Annotated in this window: 21 protein-coding genes; 10 read left to right on the top strand and 11 right to left on the bottom strand. The window is 65.9% G+C overall.

Annotated elements, in window-relative coordinates; all coding sequences use genetic code 11:
- Positions 1 to 20 precede the first annotated feature (20 nt).
- The 3 genes from ACQR10_RS21575 (at position 21) to ACQR10_RS21565 (ending at position 2,141) form a co-directional block, all read left to right on the top strand.
- Positions 21 to 593: a glycosyl transferase gene (locus ACQR10_RS21575; protein ID WP_315802821.1), complete on the top strand. Its 573-nt coding sequence runs from the start codon at positions 21 to 23 to the stop codon at positions 591 to 593.
- 66 nt (positions 594 to 659) lie between these two features.
- Positions 660 to 1,589: a bifunctional helix-turn-helix transcriptional regulator/GNAT family N-acetyltransferase gene (locus tag ACQR10_RS21570; protein WP_316217310.1), complete on the top strand. Its 930-nt coding sequence runs from the start codon at positions 660 to 662 to the stop codon at positions 1,587 to 1,589.
- A 138-nt stretch (positions 1,590 to 1,727) separates the two neighbouring features.
- Positions 1,728 to 2,141: a hypothetical protein gene (locus tag ACQR10_RS21565; protein WP_434840451.1), complete on the top strand. Its 414-nt coding sequence runs from the start codon at positions 1,728 to 1,730 to the stop codon at positions 2,139 to 2,141.
- A 40-nt stretch (positions 2,142 to 2,181) separates the two neighbouring features.
- On the opposite strand, the gene moaB is transcribed toward ACQR10_RS21565, so the two are convergent.
- Both moaB and ypfJ read right to left on the bottom strand, forming a co-directional pair.
- A complete protein-coding gene (moaB, locus tag ACQR10_RS21560; protein ID WP_434840452.1) occupies positions 2,182 to 2,742 on the bottom strand; it encodes a molybdenum cofactor biosynthesis protein B in 561 nt (186 codons plus the stop codon).
- Between the two features lie 12 nt (positions 2,743 to 2,754).
- Positions 2,755 to 3,675, bottom strand: coding sequence for a KPN_02809 family neutral zinc metallopeptidase (gene ypfJ / locus ACQR10_RS21555; RefSeq protein ID WP_315802817.1), 921 nt, complete (start codon positions 3,673 to 3,675; stop codon positions 2,755 to 2,757).
- 386 nt (positions 3,676 to 4,061) lie between these two features.
- Between ypfJ and ACQR10_RS21550 the strand changes: the two genes are divergently transcribed.
- Positions 4,062 to 5,195 carry a site-specific DNA-methyltransferase gene (locus ACQR10_RS21550; RefSeq protein WP_316217311.1) on the top strand — a complete coding sequence of 378 codons (1,134 nt, stop codon included), beginning with the start codon at positions 4,062 to 4,064 and terminating at the stop codon, positions 5,193 to 5,195.
- Between the two features lie 3 nt (positions 5,196 to 5,198).
- On the opposite strand, the gene ACQR10_RS21545 is transcribed toward ACQR10_RS21550, so the two are convergent.
- From ACQR10_RS21545 to ACQR10_RS21510, 8 genes are all read right to left on the bottom strand, one after another.
- Positions 5,199 to 6,212: a hypothetical protein gene (locus ACQR10_RS21545; protein ID WP_316217312.1), complete on the bottom strand. Its 1,014-nt coding sequence runs from the start codon at positions 6,210 to 6,212 to the stop codon at positions 5,199 to 5,201.
- 319 nt (positions 6,213 to 6,531) lie between these two features.
- Positions 6,532 to 9,063 carry an HWE histidine kinase domain-containing protein gene (locus tag ACQR10_RS21540; RefSeq protein ID WP_316217313.1) on the bottom strand — a complete coding sequence of 844 codons (2,532 nt, stop codon included), beginning with the start codon at positions 9,061 to 9,063 and terminating at the stop codon, positions 6,532 to 6,534.
- Complete coding sequence (locus tag ACQR10_RS21535) at positions 9,060 to 9,653, bottom strand: biliverdin-producing heme oxygenase (RefSeq protein WP_316217314.1); 594 nt, start codon at positions 9,651 to 9,653, stop codon at positions 9,060 to 9,062. Before ACQR10_RS21535 ends, ACQR10_RS21540 begins: the two co-directional genes overlap by 4 nt.
- A gap of 126 nt (positions 9,654 to 9,779) precedes the next feature.
- On the bottom strand, positions 9,780 to 10,400 hold the full coding sequence (locus tag ACQR10_RS21530; protein WP_316217315.1) for a glutathione S-transferase family protein: 621 nt from the start codon (positions 10,398 to 10,400) through the stop codon (positions 9,780 to 9,782).
- Positions 10,401 to 10,529: 129 nt separating this feature from the next.
- Positions 10,530 to 11,516 (bottom strand): MBL fold metallo-hydrolase, encoded by a 987-nt coding sequence (locus ACQR10_RS21525; protein WP_316217316.1) that lies wholly within the window; start codon positions 11,514 to 11,516, stop codon positions 10,530 to 10,532.
- 1,315 nt (positions 11,517 to 12,831) lie between these two features.
- On the bottom strand, positions 12,832 to 13,254 hold the full coding sequence (locus ACQR10_RS21520; RefSeq protein WP_316217317.1) for a PaaI family thioesterase: 423 nt from the start codon (positions 13,252 to 13,254) through the stop codon (positions 12,832 to 12,834).
- Between the two features lie 153 nt (positions 13,255 to 13,407).
- Positions 13,408 to 14,232, bottom strand: coding sequence for an SDR family NAD(P)-dependent oxidoreductase (locus tag ACQR10_RS21515; protein WP_316217318.1), 825 nt, complete (start codon positions 14,230 to 14,232; stop codon positions 13,408 to 13,410).
- 199 nt (positions 14,233 to 14,431) lie between these two features.
- Positions 14,432 to 14,869: an HIT family protein gene (locus ACQR10_RS21510; RefSeq protein WP_316217319.1), complete on the bottom strand. Its 438-nt coding sequence runs from the start codon at positions 14,867 to 14,869 to the stop codon at positions 14,432 to 14,434.
- A 468-nt stretch (positions 14,870 to 15,337) separates the two neighbouring features.
- On the opposite strand from ACQR10_RS21510, the gene ACQR10_RS21505 reads away from it, so the two are divergent.
- Positions 15,338 to 16,081, top strand: a complete 744-nt coding sequence (locus ACQR10_RS21505; protein ID WP_315802804.1) for an AraC family transcriptional regulator — start codon at positions 15,338 to 15,340, stop codon at positions 16,079 to 16,081.
- 238 nt (positions 16,082 to 16,319) lie between these two features.
- On the opposite strand, the gene mutY is transcribed toward ACQR10_RS21505, so the two are convergent.
- Complete coding sequence (gene mutY, locus ACQR10_RS21500; RefSeq protein WP_410051434.1) at positions 16,320 to 17,414, bottom strand: A/G-specific adenine glycosylase; 1,095 nt, start codon at positions 17,412 to 17,414, stop codon at positions 16,320 to 16,322.
- A gap of 121 nt (positions 17,415 to 17,535) precedes the next feature.
- On the opposite strand from mutY, the gene ACQR10_RS21495 reads away from it, so the two are divergent.
- The 5 genes from ACQR10_RS21495 to smc all read left to right on the top strand — a co-directional run bounded on the left by ACQR10_RS21495 (position 17,536) and on the right by smc (position 23,101).
- Positions 17,536 to 17,820 (top strand): type II toxin-antitoxin system RelE/ParE family toxin, encoded by a 285-nt coding sequence (locus ACQR10_RS21495; RefSeq protein ID WP_315802801.1) that lies wholly within the window; start codon positions 17,536 to 17,538, stop codon positions 17,818 to 17,820.
- On the top strand, positions 17,792 to 18,112 hold the full coding sequence (locus tag ACQR10_RS21490; RefSeq protein ID WP_315802800.1) for a HigA family addiction module antitoxin: 321 nt from the start codon (positions 17,792 to 17,794) through the stop codon (positions 18,110 to 18,112). Before ACQR10_RS21495 ends, ACQR10_RS21490 begins: the two co-directional genes overlap by 29 nt.
- Before the next feature lie 26 nt (positions 18,113 to 18,138).
- Positions 18,139 to 18,618 carry a DUF721 domain-containing protein gene (locus ACQR10_RS21485; protein ID WP_315802799.1) on the top strand — a complete coding sequence of 160 codons (480 nt, stop codon included), beginning with the start codon at positions 18,139 to 18,141 and terminating at the stop codon, positions 18,616 to 18,618.
- Between the two features lie 118 nt (positions 18,619 to 18,736).
- The gene (locus tag ACQR10_RS21480) at positions 18,737 to 19,393 is read left to right on the top strand and encodes a DsbA family protein (protein WP_315802798.1); all 657 of its coding nucleotides are present in this window, start codon (positions 18,737 to 18,739) and stop codon (positions 19,391 to 19,393) included.
- Between the two features lie 243 nt (positions 19,394 to 19,636).
- Positions 19,637 to 23,101: a chromosome segregation protein SMC gene (smc, locus tag ACQR10_RS21475; protein ID WP_316217320.1), complete on the top strand. Its 3,465-nt coding sequence runs from the start codon at positions 19,637 to 19,639 to the stop codon at positions 23,099 to 23,101.
- The last annotated feature ends 18 nt before the right edge of the window (positions 23,102 to 23,119 follow it).

The raw sequence follows: 23,119 nt of genomic DNA, 5'->3' as shown, positions 1-23,119 counted from the left end.
CAGATAACGATGCCAGGTTCATGCTGAGCGTGATCATCCCGACCGAAGGTGTCGAGCAGACCGCCGTGGCCACCCTGTCGGCGCTGGTGCCCGGCGCTGCGGCCGGTGTCGTCACCGAGGTGCTGCTGGTCGATCGCTCGCCCGATTCCAGCGTGATCGAACGTGTCGCCGACGTTGCCGGCTGCCACTTCATGAAGTTCGAGGGCTCCCAGGCCGCTGCCCTTGCGGCAGGGGCGGCGAAAGCGCGTGCGCCCTGGCTGATGTTTCTGCCCGCCGGCGCGATGCTCGATCCCGGCTGGATCGACGAAACCATGCAGTTCGTCCAGAGCGTCGCCGCCGCTGGCCGGCCGCGCGCCGGCGTCTTCCGCTATGCCCGGTCTCCCTATGCCGCCATCAGCCTGCGCGACCGGCTGCGCGCGGTTGCGCGGGTCCTGGTCGGACCGCTCGGCGATCAGGGCCTGCTGATCGCCAGGGATCACTACCGGCAGCTCGGCGGATACAAGCCCGACCACAAGCGCGCCGAGACGCGGCTGCTGCGTCAGCTCGGCCGGTCCTCGCGGACGATGCTGCGCAGCCGGATCGTGATGGTGTAAGCGGCACGACCATACTTGCCAAAGTCAACCAATTGGTTGACAATGGCAAATATTGGAGGCGCCCCCATGAATTCCACCCCAGCCGACGGCCAAGTCGCCGCCATCCGCGCGTTCAACCGCTTCTACACCAGGAAGCTCGGCGCACTGGACCAGCATCTGCTCGACAGTCCGTTTTCGCTGGCCGAGGCGCGTGTGCTCTATGAGCTCGCACAGTACGAGGCCATCTCGGCCAAGGAGATCGGTCTCTCGCTCGGCCTCGATGCCGGCTATCTCAGCCGCATCGTCCAGAGCTTCGACGAGCAGGGGCTGATCACCCGCACGCCTTTGCCAACCGACCGCAGGCAGCAGCAGCTCGGCCTGACCGCGAAGGGACGGCAGGCCTATGCCAAGCTCGACCGCAGCTCGCAGAAGGAGATCGCGGCCATGCTGGCGCCGCTGGCGCCCTCCGTGCGCGACCGGCTGGTCGGTGCAATGACGACGATCGCGACCGCCCTGGAGCCGCAGCAGCCGGGCCGCTCCCCGGTCCTGCTGCGCAGCCATCGTCCGGGCGACATCGGCTGGGTGGTTTCAAGGCATGGCGCCGTCTACGCCGAGGAATATGGCTGGGACGTCTCGTTCGAGGCGCTGGTCGCCGAGATCGGCGCACAGTTCATCAGGAGCTACGATCCGGCGCGCGAGCACTGCTGGATCGCCGAGCTCGCGGGCGAGCCGGTCGGCTCGATCTTCCTGGTCAAGGGCAGCGGCGAGGTCGCCAAGCTGCGGCTGCTGCTGGTCGAGAAGAAGGCACGCGGGCTCGGCGTCGGCCGGGCTCTGACCGAACAATGCATCCGCTTCGCGCGCGAGAAGAACTACAGGACGATCGAGCTGTGGACGCAGAGCATTCTCACCGCCGCACGCGACATCTATGCCCGCGCCGGGTTTCGCAAGATCGCCGAGGAGCCGCACGCCATGTTCGGCGTCCCGCTGACCGGCGAGACATGGCGGCTGGAGCTGTAGCCCGCGCTGCTTGTGATCGTAACAACCGCCGGTAGGCCGAGATCACCTCCACAACAGGCTGCGCATGCCGATTGCGAAGTTCCGTCGCGCCGGTAGTATCGCGCCAAACCGGGGCGGGTATTGGCAGTGATGCAATCGATGGTGCGTTCGAAGCTTGCGGCGCTAGTCGCGCTGGCAGGCTTGTTTGGGGTCGAGGCCGGGACGGCGGCGCACGCCGCACCCAAAGGGCGCGCAACGGTCGCGATTACGCGCACGACGGACTTCCTCTATCTGGCGGCGCCGGCGGCGATCGAAATCAATGGCGTTAAGGTGGCGAGCCTTGGCCGCGGCGAGAGCTATAGCGGCCCGATTGCGCCGGGCGCCACCACGATCACCGTATCGACATGGTCCTCGCCGGGCTCGTCGAACATTCGTTTCACCGCCGTGCCCGGCAAGACCTATCGGATGGTCGTGGGGCCGCGCGGCCAGAATTTCGCGGCCAGCATGATGGGCGGCCTCATCGGCGCGGCGATCGAAGGCGGCGGCGCTTTCGATATCGTACCAACGAAGTGAGACGCGCGATCAACGCGCGATACGGCATCGCGCCGTGGCCCTACGCCGTCGCGCCCTGCGCCTTGGGCCGGCGCAGATGCTCGTCGAGCCGCGGCATGATCTCGACGAAGTTGCAGGGTCGCGTGCGATAGTCGAGCTGGGCGGCGAGGATGCCGTCCCAGCCGTCACGGCAGGCGCCCGGTGATCCCGGCAGGCAGAAGATGTAGGTCGCCCCGGCGACGCCGGCCGTGGCCCGGCTCTGGATCGTCGACGTCCCGATCTTGGCGTAGCTCAGCATGTGGAAGGCGATCGAGAAGCCGTCCATGCGCTTCTCGAACAGGGGCTCGATCGCTTCCGGCGTGACGTCACGGCCGGTGAAGCCGGTGCCGCCGGTGGTGATGACGACGTCGACGCCGGGGTCGGCGATCCACGACTTCACCACCGCACGAATCTTCTCGACATCGTCGGTGACGATCTCGCGCGCCGCGAGCTTGTGGCCGGCGGCGGTCAGGCGGTCGCTCAAGGTGGTGCCGGACTTGTCGTCGGCGAGCGAACGCGTGTCCGACACCGTCAGCACGGCGATGTTGAGGGGAATGAAGCTCTTGCTCTCGTCGATCGCCATGAGCGCGTCTCCCTACAGCGAACCGGCGCTGAACGTATTGCAGGCCTGCACCGTGCCCTGCTGGTAGCCGACCATGAACCAGCGCTTGCGCTGCGCGGCAGAGCCATGGGTGAACGAATCCGGCACCACGCGTCCGGTCGCCTTCCGCTGCAGGGTGTCGTCGCCGATCGCCGAGGCTGTCGTCAGCGCGGCGTCGATGTCGCCATCCTCGAGGAAGCCCGGACGCTTCTTGGCCTCACGATTGACCCACACCCCGGACAGGCAATCGGCCTGCAGCTCGACCTTGACCTGCAGCGCGTTGGCTTCGGCCTTGTTGTCCGACTGCTGCTGCATCCGCGTGACGCGCGGCAGGATGCCGAGCAGGTTCTGGACGTGGTGTCCCGCCTCGTGGGCAATGATGTAGGCCGCGGTGAACTTGCAGGCGCTGCCCGAGCAGCCCCGGAAGCGCGTCTCGACCTCGCGGAAGAAGTTGGTGTCGAGGAAGATCTGCCGGTCCGGCGGACAGTAGAACGGCCCCATCGCCGACTGCGCCATGCCGCAGCGGCCGCCATTGGTGCTGTTGCGAAACAGCACGATTTTGGGCCCGGTATAATTCTGGCCGCTGGCCTGGAAGATCTCGCTCCAGCGGTCGTCGATCTCGCCGAGCACACCGGAGATCATGTCACCCATCTCGTCCTTCGGCGCGCCGGTCTTGCCGGGCGACCGCCGGTCGGCCTGCTCCATCGGCGCGCCGCCACGGGTGATCATCTCGGCGCCGCCGATCAGGATGCGCGGGTCGATGCCGAAGGCGTAGCCGATCAGGCCGAGCACGATGATGGTGCCAATGCCGAGCCCGCCGCCGCCGATCGGCAGACCCATACCGCCGCCCATCCCGCCGCCTTCGTCGCGACGGTCGTCGATGTCGTCGCTGCGACGGAAATCATCGTAACGCATGGCGGCCTTTCCTCACTGTCCTTGCGCGGCTCTGCGCGAAATGCCTAACGCGGCAAACAGGTAAAATTTCCACTGTGTTAATCAATAACCCGGCCGGCAAATTTTGCCTAGCGCGAGCCGAAAAATCCGGCATGTGCAACCTCCCCTCGCCGGGCGGCGGCGTGCGCGCGAAGCGAAAAAGCCCATCGCAATCGCCACGTTGCGCAGAGATCATCGCGCATCGACGAACGGCTCATCATCGTCGGTGCGCGTGATGAACGCGTGCGCATCGATGCGAAAAATTTTCCCGATTAAGTCCATTTTTACTTTGCCACGTCAATGTGTGGGCAGTCGGTTGTTAGGTCCCGCGTCGCCGACAGCGTCGCCTGAGTCAGAGTTCTTGAGTCATGGTAGAGTCGCGTCGCGGGGCGTCTGCAAAGGCGCCCCGCACTAAATTTCAGCCGCTTGAAGAGCAACGAATCATCGTCGGCGACTGCGTCGCCGAGATGTCGAAACTGCAGGCCGCATCCGTCGACCTGGTGTTCGCGGATCCTCCCTACAATCTGCAGCTCAAGGGCGAGCTCAAGCGTCCCGACGAATCGCAGGTCGATGCCGTCGACGACGATTGGGACAAGTTCTCCTCGTTCGCCGCCTATGACGACTTCACCCGCGCCTGGCTGCTCGCCGCGCGCCGCGCGATGAAGCCGAGCGCGACGATCTGGGTGATCGGCTCCTATCACAACATCTTCCGCGTCGGCGCGATCATGCAGGATCTCGGCTTCTGGATCCTCAACGACATCGTCTGGCGCAAGTCCAACCCGATGCCGAACTTCCGCGGCCGCCGCTTCACCAACGCGCACGAGACCATGATCTGGGCCGCGCGTGACGAGAAGGCGAAGGGCTACACGTTCAACTACGAAGTGCTGAAGGCCGCCAACGAGGACGTTCAGGCGCGCTCGGACTGGCTGATTCCGTTGTGCACCGGCGAGGAGCGGCTGAAGGACGCCGACGGCAAGAAGGTTCATCCGACGCAGAAGCCGGAGGGCCTGCTGGCGCGGGTGCTGTTGTCGTCATCGAAGCCCGGCGATCTCGTGATCGATCCGTTCAACGGCACCGGCACGACCGGGGCCGTGGCAAAACGCCTCGGCCGCCGCTACATCGGTTTCGAGCGCGACAAGGTCTATGCGAAGGCGGCAGAGCGGCGCATCGCCGCGGTCGAGCCGCTGCCGGAGGCCACGCTCGCACCATTCATGACGGCCCGCGAAGCGCCGCGCGTCGCCTTCTCGGAGCTGATCGAACGCGGCATGATCGCGCCCGGCACCAAGCTCGTCGACTCCAAGCGCCGCCACGGCGCGCTGGTGCGCGCCGATGGGGCCATCATGCTGGGCGACAAGGTCGGCTCGATCCACCGCATCGGCGCGGTGGCGCAAGGTCTGCCGGCCTGCAACGGCTGGACCTTCTGGCATGTCGAGACGAAGGGCGGCCTCAGGCTGATCGACGAATTGCGCGCCGAGATTCGCTCCGAGATGTCCGTCGCCTGACGCTCACGAATTCCGGCGTTCCTGTCCGGAATAACGCGCCAGCAGGTCTTCGACCTCGTACTGCTCATCGTAGCGAGCGTCGTCGCGCGGCACGACCGAGACCTGCGCAGTCGACTGCGACGATTTACCCCTGCGTCCTGCCAGGGCCGGATAGTAGCTGTCCACCGGCGGCAGCTGCATGCGATCGAGCTCAGGCTCCGCCGGCCAACGCGTGACGCGCCGGGCGGCCGCCGGCTCGATGCGGAGCTGCCGCCTGCCCCGGGCGCGCGCAAACAGCACGCTGATCGAGAAGCCCGCAATCGCGACTGCGCCGAGGAAAGCGAACATCCGCGTCTTGGACGCATCGTCCCCGGACATGCCGATCGTCACGGCCGGCGACGCATCCGCAGCGGCCAGCGCCGGCGTCGCGGGAGCAGCCGCTTCCGCGGCGCTGGTGTCGCTGGCGGCAGCGAGCGTGTAGGAGGATGCGCGCGGCGCGCCAGGCTCCGCCGCTGCCTGCAGCGTGCCGGACTGGTCGGGCCAACGCGTCGCAACAGCAGATTCGTTCACAGCCGCGCCGACCGGGTCGGGCGCAGCCGCCGCCGGCGCTGACGCCACGGGCGCCGGCGCGACGGCCGGTGCAGGCGCGGCCGGAAATGCAGCAACCGACGGAAAGGCAGACGTCGCCGCCACAGACGCCGCAGCGGTCGGTGTCGAGGACACGACCTTCACCTCATCGGCGGCGTCCTTGGACGATTGGATCTCGGCACGTGCATTCGCCGCGGTCGACGAGAGCTGAGCCCGTTCCTTCTGCGAGGCGAGCTTGCGCGTGACCAGCGACGCGCCCTTCGCCTCGCGATCGTCGTCGCGCAGATACCAGCACTGCTTCTTGGTCGCGCGATCGATGCGATAGAACCAGTGCTTCCCCGCCGGCGTCCCCGCAGGCTTTGCAAGGCATTCGTCTGCAGCCGATGCCGGTGTAAACTCGATTGTCGTCGCAGCCGCTCCCGCCAGCACGGCGATAGCAACGCACGGCAACAAACTCGTCGTTCGATTCGTCATCAGACCTCCGACGATTCAACGCGCCCCCGTTGCGCCGTTTCGGCGATGACTTCGTTCGGAATAAGGCTGCGGAGGTTCCATTTGTCGAAACAATGTTAGAACAGCGGTGTCCTTTGGATGCGTTCTAATATTTTCGGGCTGTTTTGTCGCAGCAACAGTGGGAATAGTCGATGCTGTGTCTCCCATCGTGCGTTATGTCGCTCACGACAAACACGCGGATGTGAGAAAACCCAAGACTGCAATCATGAATGCCAATCACCGCGACGCGCAAAGCCGACTTTGATGCGCGTGCGACTCATTTGATCTTCATCAATGCCTTCTCGACGACTTCGCGCGTGTACGGCTTCTGAATCACCGGCATGTCGGACAGCTCCACCGGAATCGGCGCACGCTCGCCATAGCCGGTCGCGAACATGAAGGGCACGCCGAGTTCCTTCAACCGGTGCCCGACCGGCAGGCTGCTCTCCGCGCCAAGGTTGATGTCGAGCAGCGCGAAGCTCGGCACCGCGCGCTCGATCGACTTCAACGCCTGATTGACGGAGGCCGCGGTGTCGATGTGCCGCGCACCCAGCTCGAGCAGAATCACTTCGGCGCCCATCGCGATGATCAGATTGTCCTCGACGATCAGCACCGTACCGGACAGCCGCGGCGTGTCCTCTTCCTTGAACTGATGACGGGAGGGAGCGCCTGTCATCGCCGGCACCATCTGGACGAAATTGGCAGGGATCACGAAACGCGCCTGCACGCCGAGCAGGTCGAAGCGGATCTCGGCGTCGCCCTTGAGGTCGAACGGCACCGAACGCTCGATGATGGTGGTGCCGAAGCCGCGCCGCGACGGCGGCTGCACAGGCGGGCCGCCGCTCTCCTTCCAGTCGATGACCAGGCTCGAGCCGGGATCGAGCCGCCAGATCACCTGCACCTGTCCGGTGGAGTCGGCCAGCGCGCCGTATTTCGCCGAGTTGGTCATCATCTCGTGCACGACGAGCGCGAGCGTTGCGAACGCCTTGGGGTCGAGCGCGACATCCGGCCCTTCCATCAGCACCCGCCCTGCCCGCGAACCGAGATAGGCCCCCGCTTCCGATTCGAGCAGTGCGCGCAACGCGACCGGCGCCCAATTGAGATTGGTGATCTGGTCGTGGGCGCGCGCCAGCGACTGGATGCGACCGCCGAGCACGGAAGCGAACTCCTCGACCGAGCTCGAGGTCTCCTTGCTGTGCGCGACCAGGCCGCGCACGAGGCTGAGGATGTTGCGGACGCGGTGATTCAGCTCCGCGATCATCAGCTCCTGCCGCTCCTGTGCGCCGCGGCGCTCGCGCGCGGCGAGCTCCGAAAGCTGCAGAATCACTTCGAGCAGAGTGATGCGCAGGCCCTCGGCGATGCGCAGGTCCGCCGAAGACCATGGCTTCGACTGGCCGGCCACCGTCTGCTGCCACAGCTCGAAGCTCTTGCGCGGCGTCAGGCGCGGCCCGAGCGGCCCCTCGGCATAGGTCTTGTTCGGATCGCCCGCCCAGTTGACCGAGCGCAACACCTCGCGGCGGAAGAAGATCAGGCAGTCGCGCGGCGTGCGCGAGATCGGGACGGCGAGGAAGCCGGCGGCGCGATCGCGGAATACCTCGCCGGCCGCGTACACCTTGGCAATCTCGGCGCTGGCGCAGATGCGGCCGGGGGAGGTCCGGTTGATGAAGCCGATGAGGTCCTGCACCTCCTCTTCGGTCGGCGTCTCGCCCTCGAGCGTGATCTCGTCGTCGGACCACACGGCGATGCCGTCGCACTCGATCATCTGCCGATAGTCGGCGACAAGGTCGAGGATCGCGCGCTTGCTGTGCGCCTGCGCAGCCGCGCGCTCGATCAGCCGTTCCTGGATCTGATGCGCACGCGCCTCATAGGCGACGTCGGTCTCGCGCTCGCGCGCCTCGAGCAGCCAGGAGTACATCTGGCCGAACAGCTCGGCCGCGGTACGCTTCTCGAACGACAGATGATGCGGCGCATAGTGATGGCAGGCGAACAGGCCCCACAGCTTGCCTTCGCGCAGAATCGAGACCGACATCGACGCGGCGACGCCCATGTTGCGGAGATACTCGATGTGAATGGGCGAGACCGCCCGCAGCACGCTCATCGACAGGTCGAGCAGTCCGGCATTGTGCGCAGGCGTCGACAGCAGCGGCGCCGGCGCGGCGTTGATGTCGGCGATGATCCGCAGCCAGTTGCGCTGATAGAGCTGCCGCGCCTGCTTGGGAATGTCCGAGGCCGGATAATGCAGCCCGAGGAACGGCTCCAGGCCGGAGCCCGCGACCTCGGCGATCACCTCGCCCGAGCCGTCGGGATGAAACCGATACACCATCACCCGATCGAAGCCGGTCAGCAGCTTGAGCTGGCGCGCCGCCTCCTGCGCCAGGTCCATCATCCCCGTCGTCTTGCGGATGCGGCCGAGCATCAGCCGCACCAGCTCGCCGGAATTGACGCCGGGCTCGATCAGGCTGGGCTCGGCCTCGACGACGAGATACGCACCGGAAAAGTGGATGGCGAGATCGAAAAGCTTGCCACGACCCTGCAGATCGACGCCGAACACGCGCTCGACCGCATCCGGGCCGCTGAGATAGTCGACCCTGGCACGGATCGCGGCCGCGGCCGCCTCCGAGAGCACGGCGTCGAGCGGCTGCTGCAGCAGCCATCCGAGGTCGCCGCCGAGAAAGTCCGGCGCGTTCTCCGAGGCCATGCATATGGTGAAGTCCGACACCAGCGCCAGCAGGAATCCGAACGGCTGAACCGTCCCGGGAACATGGATCGGCTCGCGATCGCAATTGGTGAGGTTGACCGGCTCGTTCATGCTGCTGCCATCGCCTTCGCAAACATCGCGAACGCTTCGCGTGCACTCATGATCACTCTGACATCGTCGCCAGGAGGAAGCGGCTCTTCCGCAAGCTGTGACAGGAAGCTGCGCCACAGCCCCTGCCCCGCGCCGTGACGCAGATAGCGCGTCGCCCGTCGCACGCGGGGGTCAGCCGAGGCCGCGACGATACGCAGCAGATAGGCCGCCCCGAGACGCGATCCTTCCAGGACATAGAGCGTGCCGAAGACGAAGGGACGATCGAGCGGCCGCGCCGGCAGTTCCATCGGAACGATACAGCCGTTGAGATCGGCAAGATCGGCGCGGATCGCCTCCGTGCGCCGCCGCCGGGTCCAGTCGCCGATCATCGCGTCGGCGCCGGCACGGTCGAGCATCTGTTCCAGCGGCAACAGCGCGGCCGCGCTGGCCTGCAGGAAGCGGCGATAATGCGCCGTCGTGGTCAGGTCGAAGCGGCTGAGGCGCTCGTCGAGGGCATGATGAGCCGCTGACGTGGCGGCCTTCAATCTGTTGCGAATGCCCTCGGTGCCGTCAGCGGGAATTGAGTCATCGGAAATGGCAGCCAGCGACATCAAGGGGCTCAGAAAAAGGAGATGGGGCCGCACGGCGCGCCACGGCCTCATGCAACGTCACTGGAACGGATGAGTTCCCGCTCCAAGCGACGTTTTTTCTGGCATCCCCGGGGGCCTTGGCATTCCTCAGGCCGAGACCTCGGCGAGCGCCTTTTTCACCGCCGGCCGTTCAGCCATGCGCTTGAAATGAGCGGCGACCTTCGGGAAGGCGTTGATGTCGACGCCGTCGCCCTCGAGCCATTGCGCGATCGTGAACAGATAGGGATCGCAGATCGTGTACTGCTCGCCCATCACCCACGGGCCGCGCAGCATCTTCTGCTCGATCAGGGCGAAGCAGGCGCCCATCGTCTCCGGCACCTTCTTCTTCATGTCGGCGAAGGAGGATTCTTCGGTCGCCCAGCGATACCCGCGCATCTTGTGCGCGTGGGCGATGTGGACCGTCGAGCAGAGATAGCTGGTGAACGACTGCACCTCCGCGAAGGCGAAGACATCGTCGAGCGGTGCAAGACGAGCCTCCGGGAAGCGCTGCGCGATATAGGCGAGCATCGCCGGCGTCTCGGTCAGAACCCCCTGCTCGGTCACCAGCGCCGGAACGCGCCCCTTGGGATTGATCGCGAGATATTCCGGGCTGTTCTGCTGGTTGGTCTTGAAGCTGAGCTTCTCGGCGACGTAGTCGGCGCCGGTCTCGGCCAGCGCGATGTGTGAAGCGAGCGCGCAGGTGCCTGGCGCCACATAGAGCTTGAGCATGGTGATCCCTGACAAGACGAGACGCGAACCTAGCGGCGGCGGCATCGGCCGTCCATCCCGCTGTCGAGGGAACACGTCTGCGCAGCCAGCATGCGCCGGCGGCCGGGCAAACGGCAAGGCGGCCTCAGGTCACAGCGGCGCCACATCCATCGTGTGGACCGCCGTCGGGAAGTAGCGGAAGCCGTCACCGGCCTTGCCGATGTGCCCGATGCCCGGCCATGGAAAGTGATAACCGAGAATCCGCGTCCGGTTGGCGGCGAGCATGTCGAGCACGCGGACGCGGGTCTTGGCGGCCTGCTTCGGGTCGGTGTCATAGGCGAACTCGATCAGCGGCTTTTCGATCAGCAGCACCGGATGATGGGAGATGTCGCCGATATAGGCGAGCTGATCCTTGCCCGACTGGATCAGGAAGATCGTATGCCCGACGGTGTGGCCCGGCGTGAACATCGCCTGGACGCCCGGCAGGAACTCCTGGCCGTCCTTGAAGAAGGTGATGCGGTCCTTGACAGGCACGAGATTGCGCACCGCCTGCTCGTAGAACGCCTTGTAGTTGGGGCCGACCTTGGCCTCGTCGGTCCAGAAGGTGAAGTCGGCTTCGGAGATGAACAGCTCGGCATTGGGGAAGCTCGGCTTGCCGTCCGGGCCGATGACGCCGCCGCAATGATCGATATGGGCATGCGTCATGACCAGCGCATCGACGTCCTTGGCCTCGATGCCCGCCTGCTTCAAGGTCATCAGCATCTTGCCGGTGGTGTCACCGAACAGCTTCGAGACACCCATGCCGTTGTCGAAGATGATGATCTTGTCTCCCGTGTTGAGCACCAGGATGTTCTGCTCGAGGGTCGCGGCGCCTGTCGGCAGAAAGTTGCTCGTCAGCATTCCATCGAGATCACCGGGAGAAATGCCGAGGAACGCCGCATGGGGATCGCCGAGCGGCAGCACGCCGTCGGAGATGATGGTGGCCTCGGCCGAGCCGAGCTTGAAGCGGAAGAAGGTCGGCGCCTGCGTGTTCAGGAACGGCCCCTTGGCCAGGACGGGACTCGTGAGACCGTACAGCCCGGCCGCAGCGCCAAGGCCCAGCATCGAACGACGCGAGAATCCTGTTAGCTTTGTCATCTTTGCCTCCCCAAATCGATCTTATCCTTGCTCGCGTTGGTCCGAGCTGCCGATCATGACGTTGCCACTTCAACAAGGTGCCGACGCTTTCCCCTTCTCGATCAGCACGCCCGTTCTCGATGAGCACGCCGCTCATGGTCATGTGCAGCACCGGTTTCCGCGCTCACCCCTCATGGTGAACAAGCGCGCAACGCCGTCTCCGGACGATGCTACGCATCGCCGGGAGAACCATGAGGCCCCAGGGTGGCCTCGCCCTTCGAGACGCCCGCCTGCGGCGGGCTCCTCAGGGTGAGGAGCAGCAGCTCGGAACAGGTCTGCGCGCTCGAAGAGCACGACCATCAAACACAATCTAAGAATATCTACATCTGCAATGCAGTCGCAACGTAAAAGACAAGCCAAGCGAAAGGATTCACCGCTGCAGTCGCGAAACTTGGCGCAGCATCGGCGGTTGCTTGCAGAATGATCGTTCCAGGCGACGCGACGCAGGGTCCATCGGCGCGGATCGGATGTCTGGCTATGCGAGTCAGGCACGCCCCTGCCATTGAGAAGCAGTGTTCCTGTCGATCGATGGCGAAACACGACAGACACGACCTCGCCGTCTCGCGGTGCGACGCGCCCGAGCTGTTGCCGAGAAGGACCCTCGCAAAGAGGAGGGCGCAGGGAATGCCGGGTGCTGGCCGCAACCCATGGCCCGCCTGCAACAAAGAAAGCAGGCGGCAGTCACCACAGGTCCAGCCGGTCATCCGGCATTCCCTGCGCGATGGGCTTCCGTCTTATACGTGATCTCCCCGGGGACCGGCTGTCTTGCCCCCGTCACCGGCGGATCATCATCACCGCCCGCTTGGCATCAGCACCGGGATGCCAGGACCACACGATTTCAACGTCCGCGAAAGACCTCGCACCCGCCCCACGCCGGCAAGCCGACGCAGCGCTGCACGAGACCGGTCGACGTCGTTCGTCTGACGACGCCGTCGCAGCCACCGCATCCCGCCCCGCGTGTCGTGACGACGCGTACGCCCCTCCTGCCGGGACGGAACGGGTGGATAAGACACCTGATTTGGGGGGAGAGTCAAGAGGAATTCTGAAAAACGGAACTTGCGTCTGGATGACTGCCAGGGTTGGCCCGCTGCAGTTGCCTCGCCGCCTCCCGCTCGTCGGAGCAGGTTTTATGCAGCGTCACCGTAGCTCTGTAACTCTCCAATCCGCTCCCTGGGGGCATGGATGCCGGCGTTCGCCGGAACGACGGCGGAGCGTGTCGGTACGGTCGCCGGAGCAAGATATCTCGGAACGTCCTGCGTGTCCGGCAAGCTTGAGGTTATTTGGCGAGCGCCTTCGCCGCCTCGACCAGCCGTGCACTCGCGCTTGCGGTGGCGAGCAATACACCGGCATCGCCAGTGAGGCGTGCCTCCATGAAGGCTATCGTCTTGCCGAGTTGGAGCACCCGCGCCTCGCCGACGATCGGTCCAGGTTTTGCCGGCGCAAGAAAGTTGACGGTCATGCTGACGGTCGCCGTGTAGAGCTGGCCCTCGGTCTTGATGAAGACCGCAGGTCCCATCGCATCGTCGAGCATCGATGCGAGGATGCCACCCTGGATGAATCCGGCCGGGTTGCAGAACTCCGGCTTGCCGTCGAAGCCGATCTTGATCCAGCCCTCAGCCGGGCGGCCGTCGATCAGCCGCCAGCCGAGCAACACGGCGCAGGGCGGCGAAGCGAGCGTGTCGATTGCGGTTGCGATCATGGGTGCCTCCTCGGTGCGCCCAAGTTCTAAATGTCCGCTGCTGCCAGCCCTGTGTCAGCAGCCGAAGTCGCCATCGACGAGCGCTGTCCAGGCCCGGCTGTCGGGCGCTGATCCAGGTCGTTGTTCGAGGCGTGAATCCGCTCTCTCTCTCTCTCACCCGGGCCCCTCACGCCGGCGCTTCCGCTCAAGCTTCGCGACCAAGCGCGCGCCAAGCCTACGCGCAATCGATGGGAAGAGCCGAAGGCCGAGGACGGCCAGCCGGGCACGCCCACCCGGAACGATGAAATGCCGATCGCGCTGGATTCCCCGCAATGTATCCGCAACCACGAGGTCCAAGGGAGTTCTCGGGATGGTCAGCGTATGTCTCCGGTTCTCCAGTGTCCGATAGGAATCGAGCTCCGCGACCATCGGCGTCTCGAACTCCGCCGGGCAGACGAGATGAACCTTGATACCTTGGCGCAGCAGCTCGTAGTGCAGGCATTCGGTGAAGCCGACCAAGGCGTGTTTCGCAGATCCATAGGCGGTGAAACCGAAAATGCCGGTTAAACCAGCGATCGATGCTATATTGATCAACCGCCCGCCAGTGGCGCCCAGATGGGGTAAAGCAGCCCTGGTGACGTTCACCACACCAAAGAAATTGGTTTGCATCACGTCCCGGAAGTCATTGTCGGTGAGGGTCTCGAACCGCCCCTCGCGCATCACGCCGGCATTGTTGAACACCATGTCGATCCCGCCTCGGCGACGAGCAACCTCCCCGATGGCCTGGAACGTCGCAATTGGATCGCCAACATCGACGGCCTGAACCTCGATATCGGCGCCGGCGTGTCGCCGACGAAGTTCCTGAGCCGCGAGGTCCAGATTATCGGTCCGCCGCGAGAGGAGCGTCAGCCGAGCGCCTTGAGGGGTAAGCGCGTTCGCTATCGCAAAGCCCAGGCCTGTCGCTCCCCCGGTGATGACAATGCTAAGTGAACGAAACATGTGAGAATCCTTGCTGAGCTTCCCAGGTGCCGTTGCTGAGCAGGACTTCGGACAAGCTCCCAGTGCTTGAAGCCTCCGGTGAGACCCCGCAGGGCGACGGCCCGTCGCCGCAAGGCATGACCACATCGTCTTCGTGCTGCCACATCCGAGCTATTCCGATCGGTATTTGAGCGACAGCGGACCGCATGCCGCGCTGCGGTCAATCGAGCGCAGCGGCGATGCGGTCGGCGAGTGCGAGCAGGGTTTCTGGTTTACCCATCGGCGCCTCCCCGTGGCCCTTCATCGGCACGTCAGCCCAGCGAGGTATGATGTGGAAATGCAGGTGGAAGACGGTCTGACCGCTGGCAGCCCCATTCAACTGCACGATCAGGAAACCCTCGGGTGCGAGCGCCTTGACCACGGCCCGGGCGGTGCGTCGGGTGGCTACGGCCATCCGAGCGAGCACGTCCGGCTCGACGTCCAGCAGGGTGCGGGAGGTCGAGGTCTTCGAGATCACCAGGATGTGCCCCTCCGACTGCGGAAAGGCGTCCATGAACGCGAGGACGTGATCGTCCTCCCAGACCTTGGCGACGGGGACTTCGCCGCGAAGGATTCGGCCAAAGATGTTGTTGGGGTCGTAGGGGGCGGTGAGGGTCATCTGGTGCTCCGGAGTATGGGAGAGGCTGCGGTGGGGCGTTTTGTGTAACGGCGCGGCGCTCCATCGGCCGAGGACGCGTGGTCCGCGGCACGGCGGCGCAATCGCTGAGGGGGTCTCGCATGCCGGGCGCGGCGCGCGTGACACGGACCGTCGTCTCTTAGTCTGGCCGAGGCTGACCGGGTGCGTGTTGCAAGCGGGCTATACCGTGTAGGCGGCATTTCCAGATGCCGGCCACGGCAAGAAGCCGCCACAACTCAATAGTCGCAATCAAGAGAGCGTTGGACATCATTTCCCCAAACAGATCTTTCCGCTATGGACGCCGCGTACGACAAGAGCTTGCGCACCCAGGTCGCTGGATTGCGTCGGCGTGAATCTTCTCGCAGCATAGACGTGTGGAGGAATGGTCGCTTGCCAGAATCGGCTACCAACTTCGACGAGAGAGCTTTGTTGTGCCTCTGGCCTCAGCGAATGATGTTCATCGGGCGTCCAGGTGCGCTGCCGCTGCACCGGCATCCAATATCGGTCTGCCTGGTGGCGCTTCAGGCGCCTCTGCGGATCGGCACCAGAATGGCCGGGGAAAGCCTGACCTGCCTCACGGCCATCGTCCCCGCAGGCTTGTCGCATACCCTTGATCCAAGCGGGGCGCCGGTCGCCGTGATATACAACGATCCTGACGATCCTTACTATCGGCGCCTCTCGCCCCATCAGGGATGTGGCCTAAGCTCACTGGACCCTGACATCGAAAGCTCGCTTATCGTCGCTGTGCGGAATCTCTACGCGTTGCATCAGGCCGGTCATAGACTACGCTTCGACGATTTCGATTTCGCGGCTGGACAGGCATTGGGGATCGAACCACGTCCACCACGAGTCGATGCGCGGGTCGAACATATCGTATCGATCATAAGGGCTGACATCGCCCGCAATCACTCGATCCAGGAACTGGCCCGGCGAGTCGACCTTTCCCCCAGCCGCCTGCAGCATCTGTTCGTCCAAGAGATTGGGGTGCCATTCAGGACGTTCAGGATTTGGATTCGTTTCCGGCACGCTGTGGAGCGTGTGGGAGGCGGCGACTCCATCACGTCGGCGGCCCTCGATGCAGGCTTTGCGAGCTCCAGCCATTTCAGCCACGCCTTCAAGGCAACCTTTGGCGCGACCGCGGCCAGCGTGCTCAAGGACGCTCCGTCCAGGGTCCAGATTCGATTGATCGGGTAGCTACGAGGGCCGCCATGGGCGCGGCGGACGAGCGTCGCGATCGGCCGAGATCAGGTAGGGTGAACAAAGCAGCCGCCCGCCAGGGCGGCAGCGTGCCCACCGCGTCACCGCGCACCCAGAGCCAAACGATGGGCACGGCGCGCGAAACAGCGCGGCCGTGGCGAGCTGTGGTGATGCGCACCTTTGCCCACTCTACGTCAGCTAGCCGGGTTCTTCAGCCTCCGTCACAGACGCATCCTCAATCCCCCAACCCATGCGCCACCACCTTGCGCATCACGTTGGGCAGCGCCTCGCCGTCGAGCGTCGCGATCGGCACCCAGCGCATGCCGTCTGGCGCGCGCGTGCGGGCCGGCACGCGGGCCGCGTAGACCACGAGCTCCAGCGGAAAATGCGTGAACACGTGGGTGACGACGCCGAGCTTGCGGTGCCAGCCTTTCACACCGGCCAACTCTGGCGCCTGCGCCAGCGCGTCGGCGTCGTCCTGGCCGGCGCGCCACTCCGAGCCGGGGACCTCGGTCATCCCGCCGAGCAGGCCCTTCGAGGGACGCGAGCGCACCAGCAGCTCATCGCCCCTGACGACGACGAAGGCGGCGCCACGCCGCAGCGCGCCGGTCTTCTTGGCGCCTTTGCGCGGGAACGTCTCCTGGTCACCGCGCTCGCGCGCTGCGCAGTCGTCGTTCAGCGGGCACAGCGCGCAGGCCGGCTTCTTCGGCGTGCAGATGGTGGCGCCGAGGTCCATCAGCGCCTGCGCGCTGTCGCCGGCGCGGGACGGTCCGAGCAAGGTAGCGGCTAGCGCCTGGATCTGCGGCTTGGCCTGCGGCAATGCCTCCTCCACGGCGAATAGCCGCGAGACGACGCGCTCGATGTTGCCGTCGACCGGCATGGTCAGGCGATCGAACGCGATCGCGGCGATGGCCGCGGCAGTATAGGGACCGATGCCGGGCAGCGCGCGCAAGCCCTCCTCCGTGTCCGGGAAGGCGCCGTCATGCTCGCGCATCACGGTGACGGCGCAGGCATGCAGGTTGCGCGCCCGCGAATAATAGCCGAGCCCCGCCCACATCCGCAGCACGTCGTCGAGATCGGCGCTGCCGAGCGCAGTGACATCAGGCCAGCGGGCGACAAACTTCTCGAAATACGGCCCGACCGCCTTCACCGTGGTCTGCTGCAGCATGATCTCCGACAACCAGACCCGATACGGATCGGAGCGCTGTCCGGCTGGCGCACGCCATGGCAGCCGCCGGCGATGGCGGTCGTACCAGGCGAGAAGCTGTGCGGGACGCCCTGCTTCCCCGACAGCGATATCATGTTTGCGAGAAGCCTTGAGTTGAGCCACCCCTCCTCCATACGAGGAAACGAGCAACGAGACCAGAACCCTGATCCGGAAGTCCCCAACTCGTGGCAGAGCCAAATAGAATGCGCTCGCATTCTATAACGTCCCGCGTTATAAGTTCCGGATGATCCAGAGCTTCGCGGATCGCGAGACGGAGCTGATATGGAGCGGCCGACGGAGCCGGAGATTGCCGTCCGACATCCAGGATGTCGCGCTTCGCAAACTTCGTCTTTTGAATCAGGCGCGGGTTCTCGACGATCTCCGCGTGCCGCCGGGCAACCGTCTCGAAGCCTTGAAGGCTGACCGCGTCGGCCAGCATTCGATCAGGATCAACGATCAATGGCGAATTTGCTTCGTCTGGGATGATAGAGGACCGGCGCATGTCGAAATCGTCGACTACCACCGCTAGAAGCAACCTGCTGCATAATCCCCATCCCGGCGAAATCCTGCTGGAAGAGTTCCTCAAGCCGATGGGGCTGAGCCAGAACGCGCTGGCGCGTGCCGTTCACGTGCCGCCCCGGCGGATCAATGAAATCGTGCTGGGCAAGCGCGACATCACTGCCGACACCGACCTGCGCCTTGCCCGTTATTTCCGGATCTCGGAGGGCTTTTTCCTCGGTCTCCAGATGGATTATGATCTCATGCAGCGGCGCCGCGAGATTGCGCCGGACCTGAAGGCCATCCGGCCGCGTGCGGCCTGACGCCCGCGCCGTTGCGAGCATTGATCATGGCAAAGCCCGGCCGCCTCACCGCAAAGCCTCTCTCGCTGATGATGGGCGACGTGCTGACGGCCGCCTATGCCAAGCAGGGGTTTGCCGCACGTGAACTCGTGACACGCTGGCCGGAGATCGCGGGCCGCGACATCGCCGAGCATGCCCAGCCGTTGAAGATGCAATGGCCGCGGCCGGTCGAGGGCCAGCCGCAGGAGCCGGCCACCTTGATCCTGCGCGTCGAGGGGCCGATGGCGCTGGAGATCCAGCATTCCTCGGATGTGATCCTGGAGCGGGTCAACCGGTTCTTCGGCTGGCATGCCGTCGGCAAGCTGGCGCTGCGCCAGGGCCCGTTGACCCGGCCGCCGGTGAAGCGCCGCCCGGCCCCGCCCGATCCGAAGACGGTGGCGAAAGTCGCGCAGACCCTGACCGCGATCGAGGACGACGCGCTGCGTGACGCGCTGGCCCGGCTGGGCGCGGCCATCAAGCGAAATTGACGTTCGCCGTTTGATCCCGGCTTGAGCGCCGGCATTGCCTCCAACTGGGTTTCAAGCTAGCGAAAAGCCACGTCACGAGTGTTTCAGGCGCGAGATGCGCCCATTTCGGAGCAGAGCCTTGATCATCACCCGCCGCGCCTTCACCGCAGCCTTGTCGCTGACCGGCCTCGCCGCCCTGGCGGGCCTGTCCCCGCTGCGGCTGATCTCGGACGCGATGGCGCAGAGCGCCGCCGATGTCGCCAAGCCCCAGTCCTTGCCCGACATGGCGATCGGGCCGGCAGACGCCGCGGTGACCATCACCGAATACGCCTCCATGACCTGCCCGCATTGCGCGGCGTTCAACGCCACCGTGTTCCCGAAGCTGAAGGCCGAATACATCGATACCGGCAAGATCCGCTACATCTTCCGCGAGTTCCCGCTCGACATCAAAGCCGCCGCGGGCTCGATGCTGACGCGCTGCATCGCCAATGGCGACGCACAGAAGTATTTTGCCGTCACCGACATGCTGTTCCGCTCGCAGAACGACTGGGTGGTGAAGAACACCACGGAGACCCTGACGCGGATCGGCAAGCAGGCCGGCCTCAGCCAGCAGCAGGTCGAGGCCTGCCTCAAGGACCAGGCGCTGCTCGACAAGATCGCCGCCGACCAGAAATACGCGAGCGACATTCTCAAGGTCGATTCGACGCCGACCTTCTTCATCAACGGCGAGAAGATCAAGGGCGAGGCTTCGATCGAGGAGTTTCAGAAGAAGATCAACCCGCTTCTGAAGAGCTGATTCGAGAGACTGAGTCCGACAAGACACAGCGCGGCCCCTTCGTGGGGCCGCTTCTGATTCGTGGGCCGTTCGCCGCGAGAAAGCCTTGGAAAAGCGGGGCCGCCGGGTTGCCCTCGCGGGCGGCCATCGCCATTGTCCGGCCCCTAGAATGGGGCGCAAAGGCGACTCAGTCCACATTGACATTGCCTTCCATGGTATTGTCGGGGTTGGGAGATTCGTCTCCCGCCAACAGAGAATCTGTGCATGAAACTCACGCGTCTTCGTCTTCACGGTTTCAAGACGTTCGTCGAACCGACTGACTTCGTGATCGAACCCGGTCTCACCGGCGTCGTCGGTCCGAACGGCTGCGGCAAGTCGAATCTGGTCGAGGCGCTGCGCTGGGCGATGGGCGAGACCTCGCACAAATCGCTGCGCGCGGCCGACATGGACGCCGTGATCTTCTCCGGCTCGAACACGCGGCCCTCGCGCAACCACGCCGAAGTGGTGATGACGATCGACAACAGCGATCGCACCGCGCCCGCCGCCGTGAACGACCGCGACATTCTCGAGATCTCGCGCCGCATCGAGCGCGAGGCCGGCTCGGTGTATCGCATCAACGGCCGCGACGTGCGCGCCCGCGACGTGCAGATCCTGTTCGCCGACGCCGCCACCGGCGCGCGTTCGCCGGCGCTGGTCCACCAGGGCAAGATCGGCGAGATCATTCAGGCCAAGCCCGAGCAGCGCCGCCGCGTGCTGGAAGACGCCGCCGGCGTCGCCGGCCTGCATGCGCGCCGCCACGAGGCCGAACTGCGGCTGAAGGCGGCCGAGACGAATCTGCTGCGCGTCGAGGACGTCATCGGCCAGCTCTCCGGCCAGATGGAAGGCCTGCGCAAGCAGGCGCGGCAGGCGATCCGCTATCGCGAGGTCGCGGCCAAGGTGCGCAAGGCCGAAGCGACGCTCTATCATCTGCGCTGGATGGGCGCGCATGCCGACCTCAACGACGCCGCGCATGTGCACGATGTCGCGGTGCGCGAGATGGCCGAGCGGACCCGCGAGCAGGCCGAATCCGCCCGCATCCAGGCGATCCGCTCGTCGCACCTGCCGGCGCTGCGCGAGGCCGAGGCCCGCGCCGCCGCGACGATGCAGCGGCTGAAGAACGCCCGCGACCTGCTCGACCGCGAGGAGGTGCGCGCCAAGGAGCGCGTTGGCGAGCTCGATCGCCGCCTGATGCAGCTCACCGCCGACGTCGCCCGCGAGCAGCAGCAGAACCAGGATGCGCAGGTCGCGCTGCAACGTCTTGAAACTGAAGATGCGGAGCTGAAGGAAGAGATCAAGGCGCGCGTCGAGATGCGCAGCGGCGTCGACGAGCGCGTCGCCGAGGCCGAGGCTGATCTGACCGAGACCGAGCGCCAGTTCACCGAGCTGACGACGCAGCTCGCCGATCTCACCGCCCGCCGCAACCAGCTCGAGGCCAACGTCCGCAGCCATCGCGACCGTCTCGCCAGGCTCGACCAGGACATCGCCAATGTCCGCGCCGACGAGGAGCGTCTGGCGCAGGAGACCGCCCATCTCGGCGATCTCGATACGCTGGCGGCGACGCTCGAAGCGGCTGAAGAGGCGGAGGCCCAGGCCGAAGCCGCGGTGCAGACCAACGAGTCCGCCCAGGCCAATGCGCGGCAGAAGCTCGAAGCCTCGCGCGCCCCGCTCGCCGAGGCCGAGAAGCGGGTGCAGCGGCTCGAGACCGAGGCGCGCACCATCTCCAAGATGGTCAACAGCGAGACCAAGAATCTGTGGCCGCCGATCATCGACGGGGTCACCGTTGCCAAGGGCTATGAGAAGGCGCTGGGCGCCGTGCTCGGCGACGATCTCGATGCTCCGGTCGATGCGTCCGCGCCGATGCACTGGACCGTCGCCGGCGCCGAGGTCACCGACCCCGCGCTGCCCGACGGCGTCGAGCCATTGGCTGCGTATGTCCAGGCGCCGCCGGAGCTGTCGCGTCGTCTCGCCCAGATCGGCGTGGTGTCGCGCGACCGCGGTGCCCAGCTGGTGTCGCAGCTGCGCACCGGCCAGCGGCTGGTGTCGCCGGAAGGCGACGTCTGGCGCTGGGACGGCTTCATCGCCGCCGCGCATGCGCCGACCGGCGCGGCCCGCCGGCTCGCCGAGCGCGCCCGCCTGATCGACATCGAGGCCGAGCTGGAGCAGGCGCGCATCGACGCCGCCAACAAGCGCCAGGCGCTGGAGAGCGCCGAGGCCGAGGTGAAGGCTGCGACATCAGCCGAGAGCGCCGCGCGCGAAGCCTGGCGCGCCGCGCAGCGCGAGGTGAACTCGGCGCGCGAGCGCCACGCCAACGCCGAGCGCGAGATCAACCGCCATTCGGCGCGCAAATCCGCGCTGGTCGAGGCCTCCACACGTCTGGCCCATGATCGCGCCGAGATCGCCGAGCTGCACCAGAATGCGCTGGAGGCGATCGAGGAGCTGCCGGCGACCACCGAGGCCGACGGCCGGTTGGCGGCCGTGCGCGCCGAGATCGAGACCAAGCGCCGCGCCGCCGCGCAGGTGCGCGCCGAGGCCCAGGCGCTGGCCCGCGAGGCCGAGCTCGCCGATCGCCGCGTGCAGGCGATCATCAGCGAGCGCAACGACTGGTTCAACCGCATCCGCGGCGCCGGCTCGCAGATCGCCACCATCGAGGCGCGCATCGCCGAGGTCCGGGACGAGCGCGCCGAGCTCGACAACGCGCCGGAGATCTTTGCCGAGAAGCGCAGCGCGCTGATCGACGAGCTTGCGATTGCCGAGGAGGAGCGCCAGGTCGCGGCCGACGCGCTGGCCGAGGCCGAGACCGCGATGGGCGACACCGACCGCGCCGCCAAGGCGTCGCTGGAAGCGTTGTCGAAGTCGCGCGAGGCGGCGGCCCGCGCCGAGGAGCGGCTGGAGAGCGCCAAGCGCCGCATCGGCGACGTCGAGCGCGAGATCCACGACATGCTCGAATGCGAGCCGCAGGCCGTCGCGGCGATGGCCGAGATCGGTCCGGACACGCAACTGCCGCCGCTGCACGAGATCGAAGAGACCCTGGAGAAGCTGCGCCGCGACCGCGAGCGGCTCGGCGCCGTCAACCTGCGTGCCGAGGAGGAGCTCACCGAGGTCGAGGGCTCGCACACCGCGCTGACCACCGAGCGCGACGACCTGGTCGAAGCCATCAAGCGGCTGCGCCAGGGCATCCAGAGCCTCAACAAAGAGGCGCGCGAGCGCCTGCAATCCTCGTTCGAGACCGTCAACGACCACTTCAAGCGTCTCTTCACCGAGCTGTTCGGCGGCGGCGAGGCGGCGCTGCACCTGATCGAGAGCGACGATCCGCTCGAGGCCGGCCTCGAGATCATCGCCAAGCCGCCGGGCAAGAAGCCGCAGACGCTGTCGCTCTTGTCGGGCGGCGAGCAGGCGCTGACGGCGATGGCGCTGATCTTCGCGGTGTTCCTGACCAACCCCTCGCCGATCTGCGTGCTGGACGAGGTCGACGCGCCGCTCGACGACCACAACGTCGAACGTTTCTGCAACCTGCTGCACGAGATGAAGGGCTCGACCGAGACCCGCTTCATCATCATCACCCACAACCCGATCACCATGGCGCGCATGAACCGGCTGTTCGGCGTCACCATGGCCGAGCGCGGCGTGTCGCAGCTCGTCTCGGTCGCGCTCGACGAGGCCGTGAAGATCCTCGACCAGCAGGTGGCGTGACCGTGCTCCGTCATTCCG

Source organism: Bradyrhizobium sp. HKCCYLRH2060 (assembly GCF_051168135.1).
Lineage (GTDB): Bacteria > Pseudomonadota > Alphaproteobacteria > Rhizobiales > Xanthobacteraceae > Bradyrhizobium.
Note: the sequence above shows the minus strand (reverse complement) of the source record. Positions and strands in the feature narration are given on the sequence as shown.

Bases quoted from the DNA above. Each gene is read 5' to 3' on its own strand.
- ACQR10_RS21570 (WP_316217310.1), top strand. From the start codon at position 660: ATGAATTCCACCCCAGCCGACGGCCAAGTCGCCGCCATCCGCGCGTTC.
- ACQR10_RS21495 (WP_315802801.1), top strand. From the start codon at position 17,536: ATGATCCAGAGCTTCGCGGATCGCGAGACGGAGCTGATATGGAGCGGC.
- ACQR10_RS21530 (WP_316217315.1), bottom strand. From the start codon at position 10,400: ATGCTCAAGCTCTATGTGGCGCCAGGCACCTGCGCGCTCGCTTCACAC.
- ACQR10_RS21550 (WP_316217311.1), top strand. From the start codon at position 4,062: ATGGTAGAGTCGCGTCGCGGGGCGTCTGCAAAGGCGCCCCGCACTAAA.
- ACQR10_RS21515 (WP_316217318.1), bottom strand. From the start codon at position 14,232: ATGTTTCGTTCACTTAGCATTGTCATCACCGGGGGAGCGACAGGCCTG.
- moaB (WP_434840452.1), bottom strand. From the start codon at position 2,742: ATGGCGATCGACGAGAGCAAGAGCTTCATTCCCCTCAACATCGCCGTG.
- ACQR10_RS21505 (WP_315802804.1), top strand. From the start codon at position 15,338: ATGATGTTCATCGGGCGTCCAGGTGCGCTGCCGCTGCACCGGCATCCA.
- ACQR10_RS21485 (WP_315802799.1), top strand. From the start codon at position 18,139: ATGGCAAAGCCCGGCCGCCTCACCGCAAAGCCTCTCTCGCTGATGATG.
- ACQR10_RS21510 (WP_316217319.1), bottom strand. From the start codon at position 14,869: ATGACCCTCACCGCCCCCTACGACCCCAACAACATCTTTGGCCGAATC.
- ACQR10_RS21575 (WP_315802821.1), top strand. From the start codon at position 21: ATGCTGAGCGTGATCATCCCGACCGAAGGTGTCGAGCAGACCGCCGTG.
- ACQR10_RS21540 (WP_316217313.1), bottom strand. From the start codon at position 9,063: ATGAACGAGCCGGTCAACCTCACCAATTGCGATCGCGAGCCGATCCAT.
- smc (WP_316217320.1), top strand. From the start codon at position 19,637: ATGAAACTCACGCGTCTTCGTCTTCACGGTTTCAAGACGTTCGTCGAA.
- ypfJ (WP_315802817.1), bottom strand. From the start codon at position 3,675: ATGCGTTACGATGATTTCCGTCGCAGCGACGACATCGACGACCGTCGC.
- ACQR10_RS21565 (WP_434840451.1), top strand. From the start codon at position 1,728: ATGGTGCGTTCGAAGCTTGCGGCGCTAGTCGCGCTGGCAGGCTTGTTT.
- ACQR10_RS21535 (WP_316217314.1), bottom strand. From the start codon at position 9,653: ATGTCGCTGGCTGCCATTTCCGATGACTCAATTCCCGCTGACGGCACC.
- ACQR10_RS21520 (WP_316217317.1), bottom strand. From the start codon at position 13,254: ATGATCGCAACCGCAATCGACACGCTCGCTTCGCCGCCCTGCGCCGTG.
- ACQR10_RS21525 (WP_316217316.1), bottom strand. From the start codon at position 11,516: ATGACAAAGCTAACAGGATTCTCGCGTCGTTCGATGCTGGGCCTTGGC.
- ACQR10_RS21490 (WP_315802800.1), top strand. From the start codon at position 17,792: ATGTCGAAATCGTCGACTACCACCGCTAGAAGCAACCTGCTGCATAAT.